This window comes from Paenarthrobacter aromaticivorans, assembly GCF_019038615.1.
Lineage (GTDB): Bacteria > Actinomycetota > Actinomycetes > Actinomycetales > Micrococcaceae > Arthrobacter > Arthrobacter aromaticivorans.
Genome location: NZ_JAHOPC010000002.1, coordinates 114271 through 131490, shown reverse-complemented (window position 1 = coordinate 131490; position 17220 = coordinate 114271). Strand labels below are relative to the sequence as shown.

General features: G+C 62.3%; 12 protein-coding genes. 4 read left to right on the top strand and 8 right to left on the bottom strand.

The window, feature by feature from the left end; translation table 11 throughout:
• Genes cydD through KSW38_RS04120 form a run of 3 tightly spaced genes read right to left on the bottom strand, consistent with a single transcriptional unit; the run spans window position 1 to window position 6117 of the window.
• A complete protein-coding gene (gene cydD, locus KSW38_RS04130; protein WP_216923053.1) occupies window positions 1–3423 on the bottom strand; it encodes a thiol reductant ABC exporter subunit CydD in 3423 nt (1140 codons plus the stop codon).
• 7 nt (window positions 3424–3430) lie between these two features.
• On the bottom strand, window positions 3431–4507 hold the full coding sequence (gene cydB, locus KSW38_RS04125; protein WP_216923051.1) for a cytochrome d ubiquinol oxidase subunit II: 1077 nt from the start codon (window positions 4505–4507) through the stop codon (window positions 3431–3433).
• Between the two features lie 17 nt (window positions 4508–4524).
• Window positions 4525–6117, bottom strand: coding sequence for a cytochrome ubiquinol oxidase subunit I (locus tag KSW38_RS04120; protein ID WP_216923049.1), 1593 nt, complete (start codon window positions 6115–6117; stop codon window positions 4525–4527).
• 280 nt (window positions 6118–6397) lie between these two features.
• Between KSW38_RS04120 and KSW38_RS04115 the strand changes: the two genes are divergently transcribed.
• The 3 genes from KSW38_RS04115 (at window position 6398) to KSW38_RS04105 (ending at window position 9156) form a co-directional block, all read left to right on the top strand.
• Complete coding sequence (locus KSW38_RS04115) at window positions 6398–6784, top strand: BlaI/MecI/CopY family transcriptional regulator (RefSeq protein WP_189016115.1); 387 nt, start codon at window positions 6398–6400, stop codon at window positions 6782–6784.
• Between the two features lie 5 nt (window positions 6785–6789).
• Window positions 6790–7791 carry a M56 family metallopeptidase gene (locus KSW38_RS04110; protein ID WP_216923047.1) on the top strand — a complete coding sequence of 334 codons (1002 nt, stop codon included), beginning with the start codon at window positions 6790–6792 and terminating at the stop codon, window positions 7789–7791.
• Window positions 7792–7914: 123 nt separating this feature from the next.
• Window positions 7915–9156 carry an MFS transporter gene (locus KSW38_RS04105; RefSeq protein ID WP_308169283.1) on the top strand — a complete coding sequence of 414 codons (1242 nt, stop codon included), beginning with the start codon at window positions 7915–7917 and terminating at the stop codon, window positions 9154–9156.
• 2 nt (window positions 9157–9158) lie between these two features.
• Here KSW38_RS04105 and KSW38_RS04100 read toward each other — a convergent pair whose 3' ends face one another.
• Window positions 9159–11267 (bottom strand): DNA gyrase/topoisomerase IV subunit B, encoded by a 2109-nt coding sequence (locus KSW38_RS04100; protein ID WP_216923045.1) that lies wholly within the window; start codon window positions 11265–11267, stop codon window positions 9159–9161.
• Between the two features lie 220 nt (window positions 11268–11487).
• Here KSW38_RS04100 and KSW38_RS04095 point away from each other — a divergent pair, with 220 nt between their 5' ends.
• Window positions 11488–11709, top strand: a complete 222-nt coding sequence (locus KSW38_RS04095) for a DUF7455 domain-containing protein (protein WP_021473125.1) — start codon at window positions 11488–11490, stop codon at window positions 11707–11709.
• Window positions 11710–11880: 171 nt separating this feature from the next.
• Here the strand turns inward: KSW38_RS04095 and KSW38_RS04090 are convergent, their stop codons facing one another.
• The 4 genes from KSW38_RS04090 to KSW38_RS04075 form a co-directional block, all read right to left on the bottom strand.
• Window positions 11881–13200 (bottom strand): RNA polymerase sigma factor, encoded by a 1320-nt coding sequence (locus KSW38_RS04090; RefSeq protein ID WP_216923043.1) that lies wholly within the window; start codon window positions 13198–13200, stop codon window positions 11881–11883.
• A 244-nt stretch (window positions 13201–13444) separates the two neighbouring features.
• A complete protein-coding gene (locus KSW38_RS04085; protein ID WP_216923041.1) occupies window positions 13445–14713 on the bottom strand; it encodes a DUF4192 domain-containing protein in 1269 nt (422 codons plus the stop codon).
• Window positions 14714–14832: 119 nt separating this feature from the next.
• Window positions 14833–16194, bottom strand: coding sequence for an MFS transporter (locus tag KSW38_RS04080; protein ID WP_216923039.1), 1362 nt, complete (start codon window positions 16192–16194; stop codon window positions 14833–14835).
• Window positions 16195–16229: 35 nt separating this feature from the next.
• Complete coding sequence (locus KSW38_RS04075) at window positions 16230–17168, bottom strand: proteasome assembly chaperone family protein (protein WP_216923036.1); 939 nt, start codon at window positions 17166–17168, stop codon at window positions 16230–16232.
• Window positions 17169–17220 lie beyond the last annotated feature (52 nt).

Sequence of the window (17220 nt, the reverse complement as noted above, 5' to 3'; positions counted from 1 at the left end):
CTACTGGGGAGTAGGCACTCTCACCAGTTCAGCCGCGCTGGGGAGTTCAAGCCTGGCATCGGCTGGATCGATGTCCTCGGGGTTGTGCGTCACCAACACCACCGTGACGTTCCGCAAACCCCGGCGAAGGGTGGCCATCATCTCGCGTGCAGCTGCAGCGTCAAGGTGCGCCGTGGGCTCATCCAGCAACAGCACACGCGCGCCCGTCAGGAGTGTCCTGGCCATCGCGAGGCGCTGCCGCTCACCACCGCTGAGGAATGCCCCGGCTGATCCAATACGCGTGTCGAGCCCTTCCGGCAAAGAGTCCACCAACACGTCAAGTCCCACGTCCTTCAAGGCCTGGTGCATTTCCTGTTCGTTGGGCTTCTTCGCCGCGGGCCTCGCCAGGAGGAGATTACCCCGGATGGTGGAGTCGAAGAGGTGGGCTTCCTGCGGACACCACGCCGCTGTCCCCGTGAGCATTGCCCTGCCTTCCTTCACAGGAAGGAAGCCCAGCAGGACGGAAAGCAGCGTCGATTTGCCGGCTCCCGACGGGCCGGTGACTGCCAGCCATCGGCCTGGCCCCGCCTCAGCGGTAACTCTTGAGAACACCGTGGGGCCTCCTGGCCATGCTGCGGCAATTCCATTCAACTCCAGCCCCGCCTTGCCATCGCGGTCAGGCAAGGGGTGCGTACCGGCGTCGTGATGTGGGCTGTCCGCATCGGCGGGGGCGGACAACGCGCCGGTAGCTGCTACGCGCCCCAGTACGTCTGTGAGTGCAGGGCCTTGGCGGACGGCGGAAACGGTTGCCGCAAAAGGCTCCACAAGGGCCAGCTGCATGAGCACAATCACGGCAACCAGGGCAGGAGCGGCGGAACCATCCTGAACGGATTCAGCGCCCAGGAGTGCCGCCCACAGGGCAGCGAACGAGCAGGCCAGGACGGTGACGGCCTGGCCGAGACCTTCCGCCCAGGCAGAACGTTGCGCCGAAACAGTAGCGGCACGATCCTTCTCCCTGAGTGCAGTCAGGATGCGTCCGGCCACCCCGTTGGCGGTTAGTTCGGCGCGGGCATCGAGGGCGGCCGCAACACCGCGGAGCACCACCGAGCGCAGCTGTTGTTCGGCCTTGGCGGCGTTCCGGTCAGCAAGTACGGCAAGGAGCGGCGCAACAATGAGTCCCGCTACGGTGGCAGAGGCGACGGCGGGCACGGCAACGGGCAACACCACGGCAGTCGCGACGATGGCCGCAGCGCCCACGCCCGCGGCAGTCAACGGCGGGAGCGCGACCCTCGGGAGAAGGTCCCTGAGCGTGTCCACGTCGTCCACGATCGAGCCCAGGACGTTGCCACCCTGCAGAAGACGGCGAAGTGACAGTGCACGGCGGCTCAGGGTGACCCAGAGCGCCCCGCGCAGGCGTGTCATCGCAGCGAAGACGGCGTCGTGGGTCAGCAGACGCTCGCAGTAGCGAAGGACGGCCCTGCCGATGCCGAAGAAACGCACACCAACGATCGCTCCCAGAAGGTAGAGAATGGGTGGCTGTTCGCTGGCCCGGATGATGAGCCACCCTGACAGGCCGGACAGGGCGACCGCGAAAAGTGCGGCGAGGACTCCCACCACGCCCGCCGCGGCGAACTTGGCCTGAACCGGCCGGAGGACCATTGCGAGCCGTTCCACGTTGGGAAGCCATCCCTGGTTGAAGGCTGTGTGGAGGGCCCCGTTCTGCGCTTTCAGGCCGCCTGCGTTCGCCTCGGCTGTGACAGCAGGGGAGGACTGATACGTGGTGGTTGAACCGACGGCCGGGGTAGATGCAGCACTTCGTTCCGCTACGTCGGCGGGCCCCTTCGCTGCGGTTAAGTGCTCCACCCGGACAACGTGGTCGGCGAGCGCCCTGGTGCCGGAGTCGTGTGCTATCAGGATTACGGTGGCAGAGCCTCTAAGGGACGTGATGGCCGAGCGGACAACGCTGGCTGAGTAGTGGTCCAAATGTGCGGTGGGCTCGTCCAGAAGCAGCACGGCAGCACCGGACTCGAGCCGGGCCAGACCACGGGCAAGGGCCACGCGGCGCAACTCCCCCGGGCTGAGTTCGGCAGGGTGCTTGGCGGCGAGGTGGTCCGCTGAGACCCTCCGCAGGATGCTCGCCACAGCGTGTGCGGTATCCGCTGTCCGTTCCCGGCCAAGGTACAGTTCCATCTCCTCCTGCACGGTGTCGGCCACCATTACAGGGTGTTGCGGCACCCAGGCCACGGTACCCGTTGCCACGCCGGTTACGGTGCCGGCCACGGATGCGCTGGGACCCGGCCCGATAAGGCCGGCCAGGACACCCAGGACTGTGCTTTTTCCGGCGCCGCTGTCTCCATCCAACGCCGTGACCGAGCCTGCGGGGGCGGTGAAGTCCAAACGCTCGACGGCGGGTGCGGACCGTCCCGTATAGGTCACGGTGAGGCCTTTGACCACGATGTCGGCCAGCCCAGCGTGAGACGTCACGTTGTCGGTAAGACGCTGGTGAGTGGGGGCCTTCAACACGGTGTTGGCAGTTTCCAAGGCCGCCCTGCCGTCATCGCTGGCATGGTGTGCGGTACCGAGCTCACGCAGGGGCAGGTAGCAGTCTGGAGCGAGGATCAGTGCCAAAAGCCCGGCTTCCAGGGCCATGTCCCCCGCAACCAGCCGTACGCCGATGAAGACCGCTACGACAGCGACTGAGATTGTTGCTATGAGTTCCAAGGCAAGGGCCGAGAGGAACGCCGTCCGGAGCGTGACCATGGTGCGGCTGCGGTACTGCTCGGAAATGTCTTCAAGTGCTGCGCGTTGCTCGCTGGCCCGCCCCAAACCCACGAGCACAGGCAGGCCTTTGGCAAGTTCAAGGATGTGTCCGGACAATCTGCGCAGCGTGGTTTGGGCGTCCCTGACGCTATCTTCCGTGTGGCGGCCTATCAGGATCATGAACAGCGGCACCAAGGGAACGGTCAAGACAATGACAACGGCGCTCACCCAGTCGGCAAACAGTATCCGGGCGCCGATGAGCAGCGGAACGGTGGCGCAGTTCACCAAGGCCGGCAGGTATTGGGTGTAGTAGTCATCCAGTGCGTCCAGGCCCCGCGTGGCGAGGATCGCCAGCCCGCCGTCGTTTGTGCCCTCAACAGCACTTGTTCCACCCGTGTCCAGTGAGCGCTTGAGAAGTTGCGACCGCAATTCCTCCTTGACCCCCAACGCGGCACGGCGCGACGCAACGCCTTGGCCCCAGACGGCCAAGGACCGTAGCACCGCTCCAACGGCCCCCCACACCAGCCCGCTGGTCCAATCGGAGGGACTTCCGGCCAAACCGGCCAGTGCACCCGCCACCGCCTGCGCCATGAGTACTAGCGAAAGTGCCTTGACGGCTGAGAGCAGGCCTATTCCGTAGAGCGCGGATCGAGTGGCCGGGCCGGAGGGGAACACGGGCTTCATGACGCGGCTAGGCTCCCGGGTTGGAAGGGCTGGTGTTTTCCTTGGCAACCAACACCTTGGCGGCGATGGCTGGAAGGAAACCGTGGGCTTCGGGAATGTGCGCTGAGCTGACACGGCGCCGGAACACCCAGTATGTCCAGGCCTGGTAGGCAATAACCAAAGGAAGCCCCACCGCCGCCACGATGCTCATCAGGCCCAGCGTGTAGTCGGAGGAGGAAGCATTGGAAATGGTCAGGCTGAACGCGGGATCCATGGTTGAGGGGATGACCACCGGGAAAGCGGCCCCGAAGATCGATGCCGTGGCGCACACCACGAAAGCTCCGATCGCGGCGAACGCCCGGCCCTCGGACCCGTTGCGGGCCCACTGCCAGGCCAAAACAACTGACGCCACTCCAGCCACCACAATGACCCAGGTCCAGGCCTTGCCGCTCAGGAACTGCACCGCAACCATCCAGGCGAGCATGGGCAGGACGGCAACCGGCACCAGCCGCACAAACCAGCGGCGGGCACGCAGCCGCACCTCGCCGTCGGTCTTCAACGCCAGGAAGGCCAAGGCGTGAACCACAGCGAACGCGACAACCCCGAAGCCACCCAGGAGGGCGTAGCCGCTGAACCAGGCGAACGGGCCGCCGCTGCGGTCCCCATTGGCATCCAGTGGCAACCCGGTGGTGGTGAGGGCCAGGGCTGCGCCGATGCCAAAGGCGGCCACAAAGGATCCAACGGCGATTGCCCAGTCCCACGTGGTGCGCCAGCGTTCAGTGTCCACCTTGCCCCGGTATTCGAAGGCGACCGCGCGGAAGATCAACGCCACCAGGACGCACAGGAGCGGAAGATAGAGCGCCGAGAACAACGAGGCGTACCACAGGGGGAAAGCTGCGAACGTGGCTCCGGCTGCAGTGAGAAGCCACACCTCGTTGCCGTCCCAGACGGGGCCGATGGTATTGAGCAGTACGCGCCTGTCCGTGTTGTTCCGCGCAAACAGCTTCATGAGCATGCCTACCCCGAGATCAAAGCCCTCAAGGAAGAGGTAGCCGGTCCACAGTACTGCGATGGCCACGAACCAGATGGTTGGCAACAATTCCATTGTCTGTTCCTCTGTTTCTAGTAAGCGAACGCCAGGACGTCGTCGGCTTTGTCGGGGCCGGGTGCGCCGTCGTCGTCCTTGTCACGGTCCTCGCCCTTGGTGTGGGCGAGTTCGGGCATTGCCGAGGCGACGCCGCCACGGACGTACTTGACCAGGAGCTTGACTTCCACCACCAGCAGGACCGCGTAGATGGCGGTCAGCACAACCAGGGAGGTCATGAGTTCGCCGGCACTGACACCGGGTGAAACGGCAGCAGCGGTGAACATGAAGACCTGGTCAATGCCGTTCATATCAGGGTTTGGGGCTACGACGAAGGGTTGCCGGCCCATCTCCGTGAAGATCCAGCCAGCGGCGTTGGCCCCGAATGGTGCCAGGATTCCGAAGACGGCAAGGCGCATGAGCCACTTTGACCCAGGGACGACGCCCTTGCGGGTAACCCATAGCGCTATCAGCGCTGCCAGGGCGGCGACGCCACCGAAGCCGATCATCATCCGGAAGCCCCAGTAAGTGACCTCCATGACGGGCACGTACTGGATTTCCTGCCCGGCCCGGTCACCATAGAGCGGGTTGTCCGGCAAGTGCGTGCCGTACTTCTCCTTGTACTCACCAAGCAGGCTGTTCACGCCCTTCACCTCGGTGGTGAAGTCGCCTTTGGCGAGGAAGGAAAGGATCCCGGGCACTTCGATGACAGCCACAATGTCGTCACAGTTCTTGGCGCCCAGGTTGCCGACGCTCAGTACGGAAAAGCCGGTGCCGTCGTGGCATGCTGCCTCCGCGGCAGCCATTTTCATGGGCTGCTGCTCGAACATGAGCTTGCCCTGCAGGTCTCCGGTGAGGGCAGTGCCGGCAAAGGAGATCATCGCCACCACGGCGCCGATCCGAAGGGAACGGATCCATACGGTGTAGTCACCCTTGTCGCGGCCCGGGATGTTGGCCTCGCCGGCGACCAGCCGGCCGTCCGCGCCAATTACGTCAATGCCGTCATGGCGACGGCGCCACAAGTGGTACCAGGCGATGCCGAGCAGGAAGGCACCGGCAACACCAAGGGCACCGAACAGAGTGTGCGGTACGGCAACCAGCGCAGTGTTGTTGGTAAAGACCGCCCAGGCGTCCGTCATGACGGGCCGGCCATCCACCATCTCAACGCCCACAGGGTGCTGCATCCACGAATTGGCCACGATGATGAAGTAGGCGGAGAAGACGGAACCGATCACGGCAATCCAAAGGCATGCCAGATGGACACCGCGCTTGAGTTGCTTCCAGCCAAAGATCCAGAGTCCAAGGAAGGTGGACTCGACGAAGAAGGCCAGAAGGGCTTCGAGGGCCAGCGGTGCGCCAAAGACGTCACCAACGAACCGGCTGTATTCGCTCCAGGCCATGCCGAACTGGAATTCCTGGACGATGCCGGTTGCCACACCCATGATGAAGTTGATGAGGAAGAGCTTGCCCCAGAACTTGGTCATCCGGAGATACTCGGGCTTTCCCGTGCGGTACCACAGGGTCTGAATGACGGCCACCACCAGGCCAAGGCCGATGGTAAGGGGCACCATCATGAAGTGGTAGACGGTGGTGATCCCGAATTGCCAGCGTGCGATTTCCAAGGCGTCCATGGCTGTCCTTTGTCCGGCGGCCCGAAGTGCGGTGCGCTTACTTCTACGTTGCGTAGAAAACTATTGTTCTACACAGTGTAGAACAAGTAGCCGAACCACATGCCCATTCTTCAAGTGGCGTTACGCACCTGCAAGGGTGAATCCACATCCGCGGCGCGCCGATAGTTCTACCTCACGTAGAATGAAGGCCTGAAAAGCGGTAGATTTATTGTGGAATGTTGGATCATCGCTCCCGGGTTGCGGCTTTTGCCACCGGGACGCGGAAGGTAGGGAAGTATTGATGGCGAGTCTTGGGGAACTGGAACGGGCAGTGATGGACCTGCTCTGGGCGGGTCAAGAGGCTGCAACTGCCAACACCCTGCGTGATCTTCTCGCGCAGGACTCCGAAGCCGGCGACGGCACAGCAGGACACCAGGGCAAAGACCTGGCAGTGACCACCGTCCTGACCGTGCTCTCCAGGCTGGAGAAGAAGGGCCTGGTGGAACGCGAACGCGGCACCCGCCCACACCGCTACCAGGCCGTTTCGAGCCGTGCTGACCACACTGCGGAACTCATGCACGAAGTCCTTGGCTCAGCTCCCGACCGCGAAGCAGTCCTTGCCCGCTTCATTGGCTCAGTCTCCGAAAGTGAAGCCGCTACCCTGCGCAAACTGCTCGGCTACAATTAGCCAGTATGTTCTGGACCTCATACTTCCTGGCGGTCCTGGCTTTGATACTGGCGTGGCCGGTACCCGTTTTGCTTTCGCGCGCGCAATGGCCTGCCCGCTCACCATTCACCGCAATGGTCCTCTGGCAGGCCATTGCCCTCGCAGGTGGCCTGTCCATGATCGGCGCAATGCTGGTCTACGGACTGGAACCGACCGGCGACAACCTGATTGCGGGCCTCAGGAGCCTGGCCGGCATGGTTTTCAACAATGAGCCAACCACCGTGCTGGGCTTCTGGCACCTCTTCGCCCTGTCTGCGGCCGCACTCTTAACGGCGCACTTGGTGTTCACCCTGCTGTTGACTTACTACAAGATTGAACGGCAACGCAGGCGACACCGCGAATTGCTCACGCTTCTGGCATCACCCTCGGACGACGGCCCGGGCACCGTAGTGATCAACCACGACTCCCCTGTGGCCTATTGCCTGCCCGGCGGCGCACGTTCGGTGACGGTATTGTCCGACGGCCTCATGGCCGCCTTGGAACCTGCGGAGTTGCGGGCTGTGCTCATCCATGAAAACGCCCACCTTTCCCAGCGTCACGATCTCCTGCTCTGGGCGTTCGCAGCATGGCGGCAGGCACTCCCCTGGTTCCCCACCACACGGCTTGCCCAGACAGCCGTGAACTCCCTGATTGAAATGCTTGCGGACGACGTCGCGCTCAGGACCGAAAGCAAAGGCACGTTGATCAAGGCCATCGCCATAGTCTCCAGCGGGTCCTCAACGCCAGGGCCGGGCGGCCAGCCACTCAGCCCGCGGGCGCTCAGCGGCGTGGGCGCCGTCGTCGAAGGCGGCAGCATCAGCGCCACCGGAGGGGCAGATTCACCGCGTACGACGGCGTCACGCGTCAGCCGCCTTCTCTCACCAGAGCCTCCGCTCGCCACCGCTCTTCGCGCCCTGGTCTTGGCCACGTCCGCCTTGCTCCTCGCCGTACCCACGGGACTCCTTATTGTCCCGGGGATGCTTGGTTAAGGACGAAAGTTTCCGCAGGGGCACGGTGCTGGATCCTTTAGGGAAGAGTGGCGTCATGGACCAACGACGAATACCCCTCCAAAGCGGTCACGACCAACGCCCATTTGCCCTAGATTGAGAGGCGTGAACGACGACAAGTCAGGCTTGAGAGCAGACATATCCCCCAGCCGCCGATGGCCCCTCTATGCGGCCGGCTTCACCACCGCATTTGGAGCCCACGCCGTGGCCGCCGGACTTGGCGCCGAAAGCGCGGACATCGGTTTGAGCCTGCTTGGCCTGGGCGTCCTGTTGGCCCTGTACGACGTCGCGGAAGTCTTCCTCAAACCGGTCTTTGGGGCCGTCAGCGACCGCATCGGGCCCAAACCCGTGATCGTCGGAGGGCTCCTGGCCTTCTCAGCCGCGTCCCTGATCGGATTGTGGGCCGACCAACCGTTCATGCTGGCCGCAGCGCGTCTTGGCCAAGGCATGGCTGCCTCGGCATTCTCGCCGGCATCTTCTGCAGGCGTTGCCAGACTGGCAGGCAAACATACCGGGCGCTACTTTGGCCGCTATGGTTCATGGAAGGGCCTTGGCTACGCGATCGGTCCTCTGTTGGGCGCTGTCGCGATCATCGCAGGCGGGTTCAGTCTGCTCTTCCTTATCCTCTCCTTTGTGGGCTTGGCCGTAGCCGTCTGGGCGATCATCACGGTGCCGCGCTTGGCTCCCCTGCCCCGCCCCAGATACACCATCATTGATGTCTGGAAGCAAAGTACCGAGCGATCATTCCTTGGACCTACCGTGGTGTTGGCGGCCTCTACTGGCGCCTTGGGCGCAGCAGTAGGCTTTCTCCCGGCGCTGGCCGCACGCGAAGGGCTCGGCACCGCCGGCAGCGTCGCCGTCGTAACGGTATTGGCCCTGGCGTCATCGCTGGTCCAGCCAAGGATCGGACGATTGCGGGATCGGGGAGTCCTCGCAGACCGGCCAAGCATGGTGGCCGGCTTGCTGGCCATAGTCCTTGGCGTACTCATCGCCGGCCTTCTACCCGGAGCACTGGCTACGGACGGCGCCATGTATCGCGCCGTCCCGATCTACTGTGCTGCCGTTTTTATCGGCTTGGGAATTGGCATTGCCACCCCAGTGGCCTTCGCGCACTTGGCCGATGCGACTCCCGCGGAACGCCTCGGCCGCACGATGGGTTCGGCTGAACTTGGCCGGGAGCTTGGCGACGCCGGCGGTCCCTTGTTGGTGGGCGGGGTTGCCGTAGCCGCGGGTCTCCCTTGGGGCCTGGGTGCACTGGCTCTGGCGGTAGGAGCAGCGGCCTTTGCGGCACCGGTTTCTGCGGTTTCCGGCTCCGTCACGAAAACGGGCCGGAAACCGCGGGTCTGAACCTAGGCGTCGATGCGTTCCCGGTCCAGCGTCGCTGCCCCTGCGATGATGAATTCCTTACGGGGCGCGACGTCCGAGCCCATGAGGAGATCGAAGACCTCTTCAGCACGCTGGGCACTGTCGATGCCGACCTTCCGAAGGGTCCGGTGGCGCGGATCCATAGTGGTCTCGGCGAGCTGCTGTGCGTCCATTTCGCCCAGGCCCTTGTAACGCTGGATGGGCTCCTTGTAGCGCTTGCCCTCCTTGGCAAGGTTGGCCAGAAGAACATGCAATTCTGCCTCGGAGTACGTATAGATCATCTCGTTGGCCTTCTGGCCCGGATTAATGACCTCCACGCGGTGAAGGGGCGGAACTGCGGCGAACACCCGACCCTCCTCGACCATGGGCCGCATGTAGCGGAAGAAGAGCGTCAGCAGCAGCGTGCGGATGTGCGCGCCGTCGACGTCGGCATCCGTCATCAGGATGACCTTGCCGTAACGCGCTGCATCAAGATCGAAACTCCGGCCTGAGCCTGCGCCGACAACCTGGATGAGTGCAGCACATTCTGCGTTGGAGAGCATGTCCCCTACAGACGCCTTCTGGACATTAAGGATCTTGCCGCGAATAGGAAGCAGGGCCTGGAAATCCGAAGACCGGGCCAGCTTGGCTGTACCAAGTGCGGAATCACCCTCAACGATGAAGAGTTCGGATCGCGCCACGTCATCAGTGCGGCAGTCGGCAAGCTTGGTGGGCATCGAGGAGGTTTCCAGTGCGTTCTTTCGGCGCTGGGTCTCCTTGTGCACCCTGGCCGAAATGCGCGACTTCATCTCCGCCACGATCTTTTCCAGCAACAGCGCCGACTGTGCTTTGTCATTGCGGTTGGCAGAGGACAACCTGCTCGAAATTTCCTGCTCGACCACCTTGGCGACGATGGCGCGAACAGCGGACGTGCCAAGGATTTCCTTGGTCTGGCCTTCGAACTGTGGCTCGGCCAAGCGGACTGTGAGCACAGCGGTGAGGCCGGCCAGGACGTCGTCTTTCTCGATTTTGTCGTTGCCTGCCTTCAGCTTCCTGGCGTTCGTTTCCACGGCCTTGCGGAAGGTTTTCAGCAGTGCTGCCTCGAAGCCCGCCTGGTGCGTCCCGCCCTTGGGCGTGGCGATGATGTTGACGAAGCTGCGCATCGTGGTCTCGTAACCGATCCCCCAACGCAAGGCAATATCGACTTCGCAATCGCGTTCGACTTCGGCGATCTTGCTGTGCCCGTTTTCGTCAAGGACAGGGACAGTTTCCTTGAACTTCCCCGAGCCGTGGAGGCGCCACACGTCAGTCACGCCGGAGTCGGCCGCGAGGAACTCCACAAATTCCGAAATGCCGCCGTCATGGTGGAAGACTTCCTCATGCACACCGTTCTCACCGGGGGTGCCCGCGAGCTTGCGCTCGTCGCGGACAGTGATCTTCAATCCCGGGACCAGGAACGACGTCTGGCGTGCACGCGATGTGAGGTCATCGTAAGAGAACTTGGCATCGGGAGTGAAAATCTGGCGGTCGGCCCAGTACCGCACCCTTGTACCGGTGACCCCGCGTTTGGCCTTGCCAACTACGTCCAATACAGAGTCTTCAACGAACGGCTCGAAGGGCGCGTTGGGGCTGGGCTTGGCGCCGGAATCAATGAAACGTCCCGGCTCACCACGGCGGAAAGACATCTGGTACGTCTTGCTGCCACGATCGACCTGAACGTCCAGCCGGCTGGACAAAGCGTTGACTACGGAGGCGCCCACGCCATGGAGGCCGCCGGAGGCCGTGTAGGAACCGCCGCCGAACTTACCGCCTGCGTGCAGCTTCGTGAAGACAACCTCGACGCCGGACAGTCCCGTCTTCGGTTCGACGTCAACAGGGATGCCCCTGCCGTCGTCATGAATCTCGACCGAATTGTCTGCATGCAAAATGACTTTGATGTCATGCCCGAAGCCGGCCAGGGCCTCATCAACAGCGTTGTCGATGATCTCCCACAGGCAGTGCATAAGGCCACGGGAGTCGGTGGAACCGATGTACATGCCCGGGCGCTTGCGAACGGCTTCCAGGCCCTCCAGGACAGATAGATGCCGGGCGTTGTATTCAGAACTCGGTGCCACTCGCGGTGTGCTCCTTCGGGGTATATCTCAAGGCAAACACTGCCCATCTTAGGCTAGTCGCGGTCCCCCATCGGCACCCGTTGCCACTCCCGGAAACCGGCATTCTACTTCGTTACGTTACGCACATGTGATACGCGGACAGCGAAAGTGATCCATCCTTGCCATGGTTCTGCTCCGAATACTGGTTATATGGATGTACAGAACTACTAAGGAGGCCGACATGACAACAGCAGTTGCAGACCGCACACTGAACGCAGCTGACCGATGCGATCGTTGCGGGGCTCAAGCATATGTCCGCGTTGTACTCGAGTCCTCCGGCGGTGAGCTGCTGTTTTGCGGCCACCACGCACGCGCAGTTGAGGCCACGCTTCGGCCCCTGACCTCCGACTGGCACGATGAGACCGAGCGCCTCAACGAGAAGGCACCCGTTCCGGTCGACTAGACAGGGCTGGCGGTAAGGCTGGACACTCTCCTGCCACATCACTTCGAGCAAGAACAGGGCTCCTCCCATCCGGGAGGGGCCCTGTTTAGTTTGAAGCCAGGATGCCCCAAAAAAGGTAACGGCCCGATCGGATAGTCCGATCGGGCCGTTAACGTTTGTGAGTGGACCTCTTTAGTCCAGGTAGTCCCGCAGGACCTGCGAGCGGGACGGGTGCCGCAGCTTGGACATGGTCTTGGATTCGATCTGGCGGATGCGCTCACGCGTAACGCCATAGACCTTGCCGATTTCGTCTAAAGTCTTAGGCTGGCCATCGGTCAAGCCAAAGCGCATTGCTACGACTCCGGCCTCACGCTCGGACAGTGTGTCCAGAACCGAGTGCAACTGCTCTTGGAGGAGCGTAAAGCTCACGGCATCAGCCGGAACAACAGCTTCAGAATCCTCGATGAGGTCACCGAACTCGGAGTCGCCATCCTCACCCAACGGCGTGTGGAGCGAAATCGGTTCACGGCCGTACTTCTGGACCTCCACGACCTTCTCAGGCGTCATGTCCAGTTCCAGCGCCAATTCTTCAGGCGTGGGTTCACGGCCCAGGTCCTGAAGCATCTGCCGCTGCACACGGGCGAGCTTGTTGATGACTTCCACCATGTGCACCGGGATGCGGATGGTGCGGGCCTGGTCAGCCATGGCGCGGGTAATGGCCTGGCGGATCCACCACGTGGCATACGTGGAGAATTTGAAGCCCTTGGTGTAGTCGAACTTCTCCACCGCGCGGATGAGGCCCAGGTTGCCTTCCTGGATGAGGTCCAGGAAGAGCATGCCACGGCCGGTGTAGCGCTTGGCCAAGGAAACGACGAGGCGAAGGTTGGCTTCGAGCAGGTGGTTCTTGGCCCGCTTGCCATCGTGGATAACGAATTCAAGTTCACGCTTGAGCTTCGGGTCCATGGAACCGTCGTCGGCGTTGATCTTCTCTTCAGCAAACAGGCCGGCTTCGATACGAAGCGCCAGATCGACTTCCTGTTCGGCGTTCAGCAAGGCGACCTTACCGATTTGCTTCAGGTAGTCCTTCACCGGGTCAGCCGTGGCACCGGCCGACATGACCTGCTGGACAGGGGCGTCGTCGTCATCGGCGTCCGAGTAGACGAATCCGGATCCGGAGGGCGCTGCCTTGTCTTTGCCGGTTACGGCGCCGTCCTCGACATCGTCGTCTCCGACTTCAACTTCCTCAGCTGCTGCGGGATCGAAATCCTCGTCCTCGACAGCCACTTCTTCGGTGTCGGCCTCGGGATCCGAAGACTTGTTCGCGGCTTCAGCCGCGGCCTTGGCGCCGGGCTTGGGTCCACGCTTCTTTGGTGCCGGCTTGTCAGAGGTGTCCTCTGAGGCCTTGGTGGCAACACGTGTCGCCGCACGCTTTGCCGAAGTGGCCGCCTTGTTTTCCTCAGCGGACAGTTCGGCCTGGGCGGCGGGTTCCTTCTCGACGGAAGACGGGGTCACAGAAAACCTTTCTAGCGGCGGTCTGTGGAATCACCATGCGGGCAACACCACTATGACCCTGTCAAGTCCGCGATCAATTTCAAATGCGATCGCCGTCTGCAGAGTCACTATGTACAACTGCCAACGACACCGTAATGTTCCCGGATTCCGGGCCCATTACGGGCATTCAAACGCGGACCCAACCGGGTCTCGGCATCCATTGTCTCACGGTTTTATGAATCCCACGCTTGATGAAGCGTAATGGCTATCGAAGAGATCCTTTATGGGTCCCCCAGGCGGACTCGGGACGACTTGCCCAGTCGCAGATGCTGCCGTGCCCCAGAATCTCGTCCAGCAATGCGGCGAGCCTGTAACCGGGGCTCGCCGAATTGGCATGCATGAGGCAAGCGTGTGCAGAGGACCCACTCCCCTTGCACCAGTCAATCCAGCCTTGCAAGGTCAATGCAGCTGCAGCAATTTCTCCCCTTTCTCCTTGGACGTACAGGTACGACAAGACGCGCTGCAGGGCATCAAGCTGCCCCCAGTCGGGAATAACTGGTTCAATGCCTAGAAGGATGTCTGCGTAGGCATAGATGCTGAGCATCCCGTTTGATTCAAGGGCCGCCCCAGCCCCTTCATGGGTGTCGGTTGGGGGCAATGCCAACTCTCCGGCGTCGAAGGGAAGTGGCTCAGAGCCATCATCGCTACTGCACAATCCGAACGCTGCTGCCCCTGCCCTAGCGGAACCGGTTCCAGCAGCCGCCATGATCATGACAGCGTCCCGCCATCCGGGCACAGCAAGGGTGGACCTGAGGAAGCCCACGAGTTGCGGCGTGAGCAAATCTAAGGTCTCGCTGTTGGGACGGATGCGGGCGTTGTCCAGCACCTGACGCCACACCGCCAGTACGGCATCAAGGCACCTCCCACTGCGCCATGACGTTCGCATCCGTTGGGCAAAATCCGACTCGGCTTCCGACACTGCGGGATCGAGGGCACCCGGACGTCCCGGAACGGGTGAATTTTGCTTGCTCCTTGGAGAAGCTCCGATGGTACTGCCTCGATAGACCATCTCTGCGCTGAGCCGGCTGTTCCGGATCTGTTCTATCGGCAGGCCCGGCGCCGGGCAGCACTCCTGGTCGAAGCAGAATGCGCCGCGCCAATACTCAGGACCAACCAACCACGCATCCCGGACAGGCAAATCAGCGTGGCCAAGTGTTTCCTGAAGTTCAGCCAGCAGTGGGAGTGTTTGGGTGACAACCATGCCGTCCTCCCAACCGTCGCCGGTGTAAAGTGCAAGCACCACGCCGTCGGCAAGGGTGTCCGCCGCTAAGTAATGAAGTACGTGCTCCCCAAAATCAGCAAGCATGCGGTTCGAAGCAGGGGCAGGCAGGTCGACGCGGAGAGCGGCTCCGAGCATTTTCCCCTGCATCGTGATGGCCACAAGGCTGTCCTCAGGCCAATAGCCCAACAAATGCGGGATGTAACCCAGGATGTCTTCTGGTTGATGAATGCTCAGCGTCTCTTTGGTGGTCATGCTTCAAGCTTGGGCAACGCCACTGGCTGAAAACAGAGACCATCACGCTTATGTGGATAAAGGTGGCCACATAAGGACTAACCACGAAAATGCCCTTACCCGGAGGTTGGTGCCTGCAGTTATTCCTTGCTTCCTTCATCAGACTGCGCACGTGCAGCACGCCGGCGCTCGATCCTTTCGCGGCGCTGCCGGGCCAAGGCTGCAGCCAACGGAGGCACGTGGACGCCCTGCTCGGCCATCTGTAACCGCACCTTCCGTCGGGTCAGCATGATAAGGACCGTCCCGATGCCCAGCAGGACAAACTGGACGCTGAGGGCTACACGGAACGGATCAAGGCCGTACAAGTCCCCGCCTGAGAATCCGCTCGCGTTCAGGACGTCCAGGACCAGGCCAATCAGGTAGATCGCCACCAAGGCAGCGATGAACCCGCCCACGTTGACGATGCCTGTCGCGGTACCAATACGGTGGGAAGGATTGAACGTCCGCGCGAAGTCGAAGCCAATCATGGAGCCCGGGCCGCCAACTGCCAACACCACCACCAGGATCACGAGGAGCCACAGTGGCGCCCGGTCAGGAAGGATGAGCACTGCCGCCCAAGCCAGCGCAGTAGACGCAGTGATCAGCAGGACCATGGCTGAGCGGCGCATTGGGTGTTTGGAGACGAACCGCCCAAATCCAGGCCCCGAGACGATTGCGGTTGCCACGAACAAGGCCATCAAAGCCGAGACCGTCCCCGCATCAAGCCCCTGGGCAGAGAGGAGGAACGGATAACCCCATGTCATTGCAAAGAGGTTGCCACTGAACTGGACGGTGAAATGGCTCCACAAGCCAAGCCGGGTGCCTGGCTGCTTCCAAGCGCGTGACAAGGAGACTCCGGTAGCCCGAAGTCCCTGCCCGGTCTCCCGCGGGGGATGCCCGGGAGGCTGGTCCCGCAACAGCACGAGGACCAGGACGACAGCCAGCACGGACATCGCCGCGAGTGACATGAAGGCGGGCGTCCAGCCGGCAGAGTGAAGGAGCAAGGCGAAAGGCACCACGCTGAAGAGTTGGCCCAACTGCCCGCACATTCCGGTCAGCTGGGTAACCACGGGGACCCTGGCCGGACTGAACCACAAGGGAACGAGCCGGATGACGGAGATGAATGTCATGGCGTCACCGGCTCCCACCAGGACACGCCCCAGTACCCCTCCAGGGATGCTATCGGCGAAGGCGAGCTGCAACTGCCCCAGTCCCATCAGGATGGCACCGCCGGCAATCATGACCCGCGATCCAAACCTGTCCACCAGGACGCCGACCGGGATTTGCAAGCCGGCGTAGACAAGCAACTGCAAGACGGTAAAAAAGGAGATGGCCGAAGCACTGGCATGGAAGCGTTCTGTTGCTTCCAAACCCGCGACACCAAATGAGGTTCGCTGTGCTACGGCCACCAGGTAGGCAAAGACGCCGATCGTCCAGATGAGCCAGGCGCGGGGAGCAGTCACTCCTCAATTATGCCCGCCAACGGTTCAAAGCTGATTTATTGAGGCGAGTCTTTACGCGCCAGATATGCCTCCACAGCCGCTCCGATGTCCTCGGCGTTGGGCAGTTCGTCGTTCTCATCGGCGAGCAACGAACGCCGGACGATGCCCTCGGATTTTTCGTCGTACCGGGCCTCCAGGTTGGCGACTACAGCCTGCACTTCCTCGGAGGCTTCAATCTGCTCCGCAATCTGCCGGCCTACTTCCCGGCCGGCTTCCCGAAGCCGGTCAGTGGGAAGCATTAGGGATGTGGCCGCGCCAAGGTACTCCAGCCCTGCCACCGCCGCTGGAGGATATTCGGCCTCAGCCAGATAGTGGGGCACGTGAATGACATAGCCAGCAACATGGCGTTCAGCCTCGGTGAGCCGGAGTTCAAGGATATGGCCAATGGCGGCGGGGACTTCGACCGTTGGCTTCCAGCTCGAGATACCTTCGATGAGCTCGGGCCGGTTGCCGTGAACGGTTACTCCCACCGGGCGCGTATGCGGTACGGGCATGGGAATGGAGTGAATCCAAGTCACCAGGTTGACGTCGAGTTTCTCCACGATTCCCACGACGGCACGGGAGAATCGCTCCCACTGCAAGTCGGGTTCGAAGCCGGCGAGCAGCAGGAAGGGCTGGCCCAGGCCGTCCGTGAGCTTGTAGAGCGCCAGCTTGGGTGCCTGATAGTCCTGCAAATGGTCTTCGACGAAGCTGATGTGGGGGCGCCGTGAGCGATAGTCGATGAGCTGGTCGGCGTCGAACATGGCTACCACTTCAGCGTCGAGTTGGTCCAGGAGTTCCGCGTTGATCTGCCTGACTACATGACCGGCATCGGCAAAGCCCGTGAAACCCATGACCATATTCAGCCCCCGCAGTTCCGGGCTGTGGAAAATCTCGATGTTGCTCGCATAGAGCGCCTCGGGGTCCAGGAGGGAGCCGGATATCCGTTCAAACACGGCATGTTCCTTTCGCAGTGGCAAAGTTCGGTGCCCCCATGCACCCCTGGTC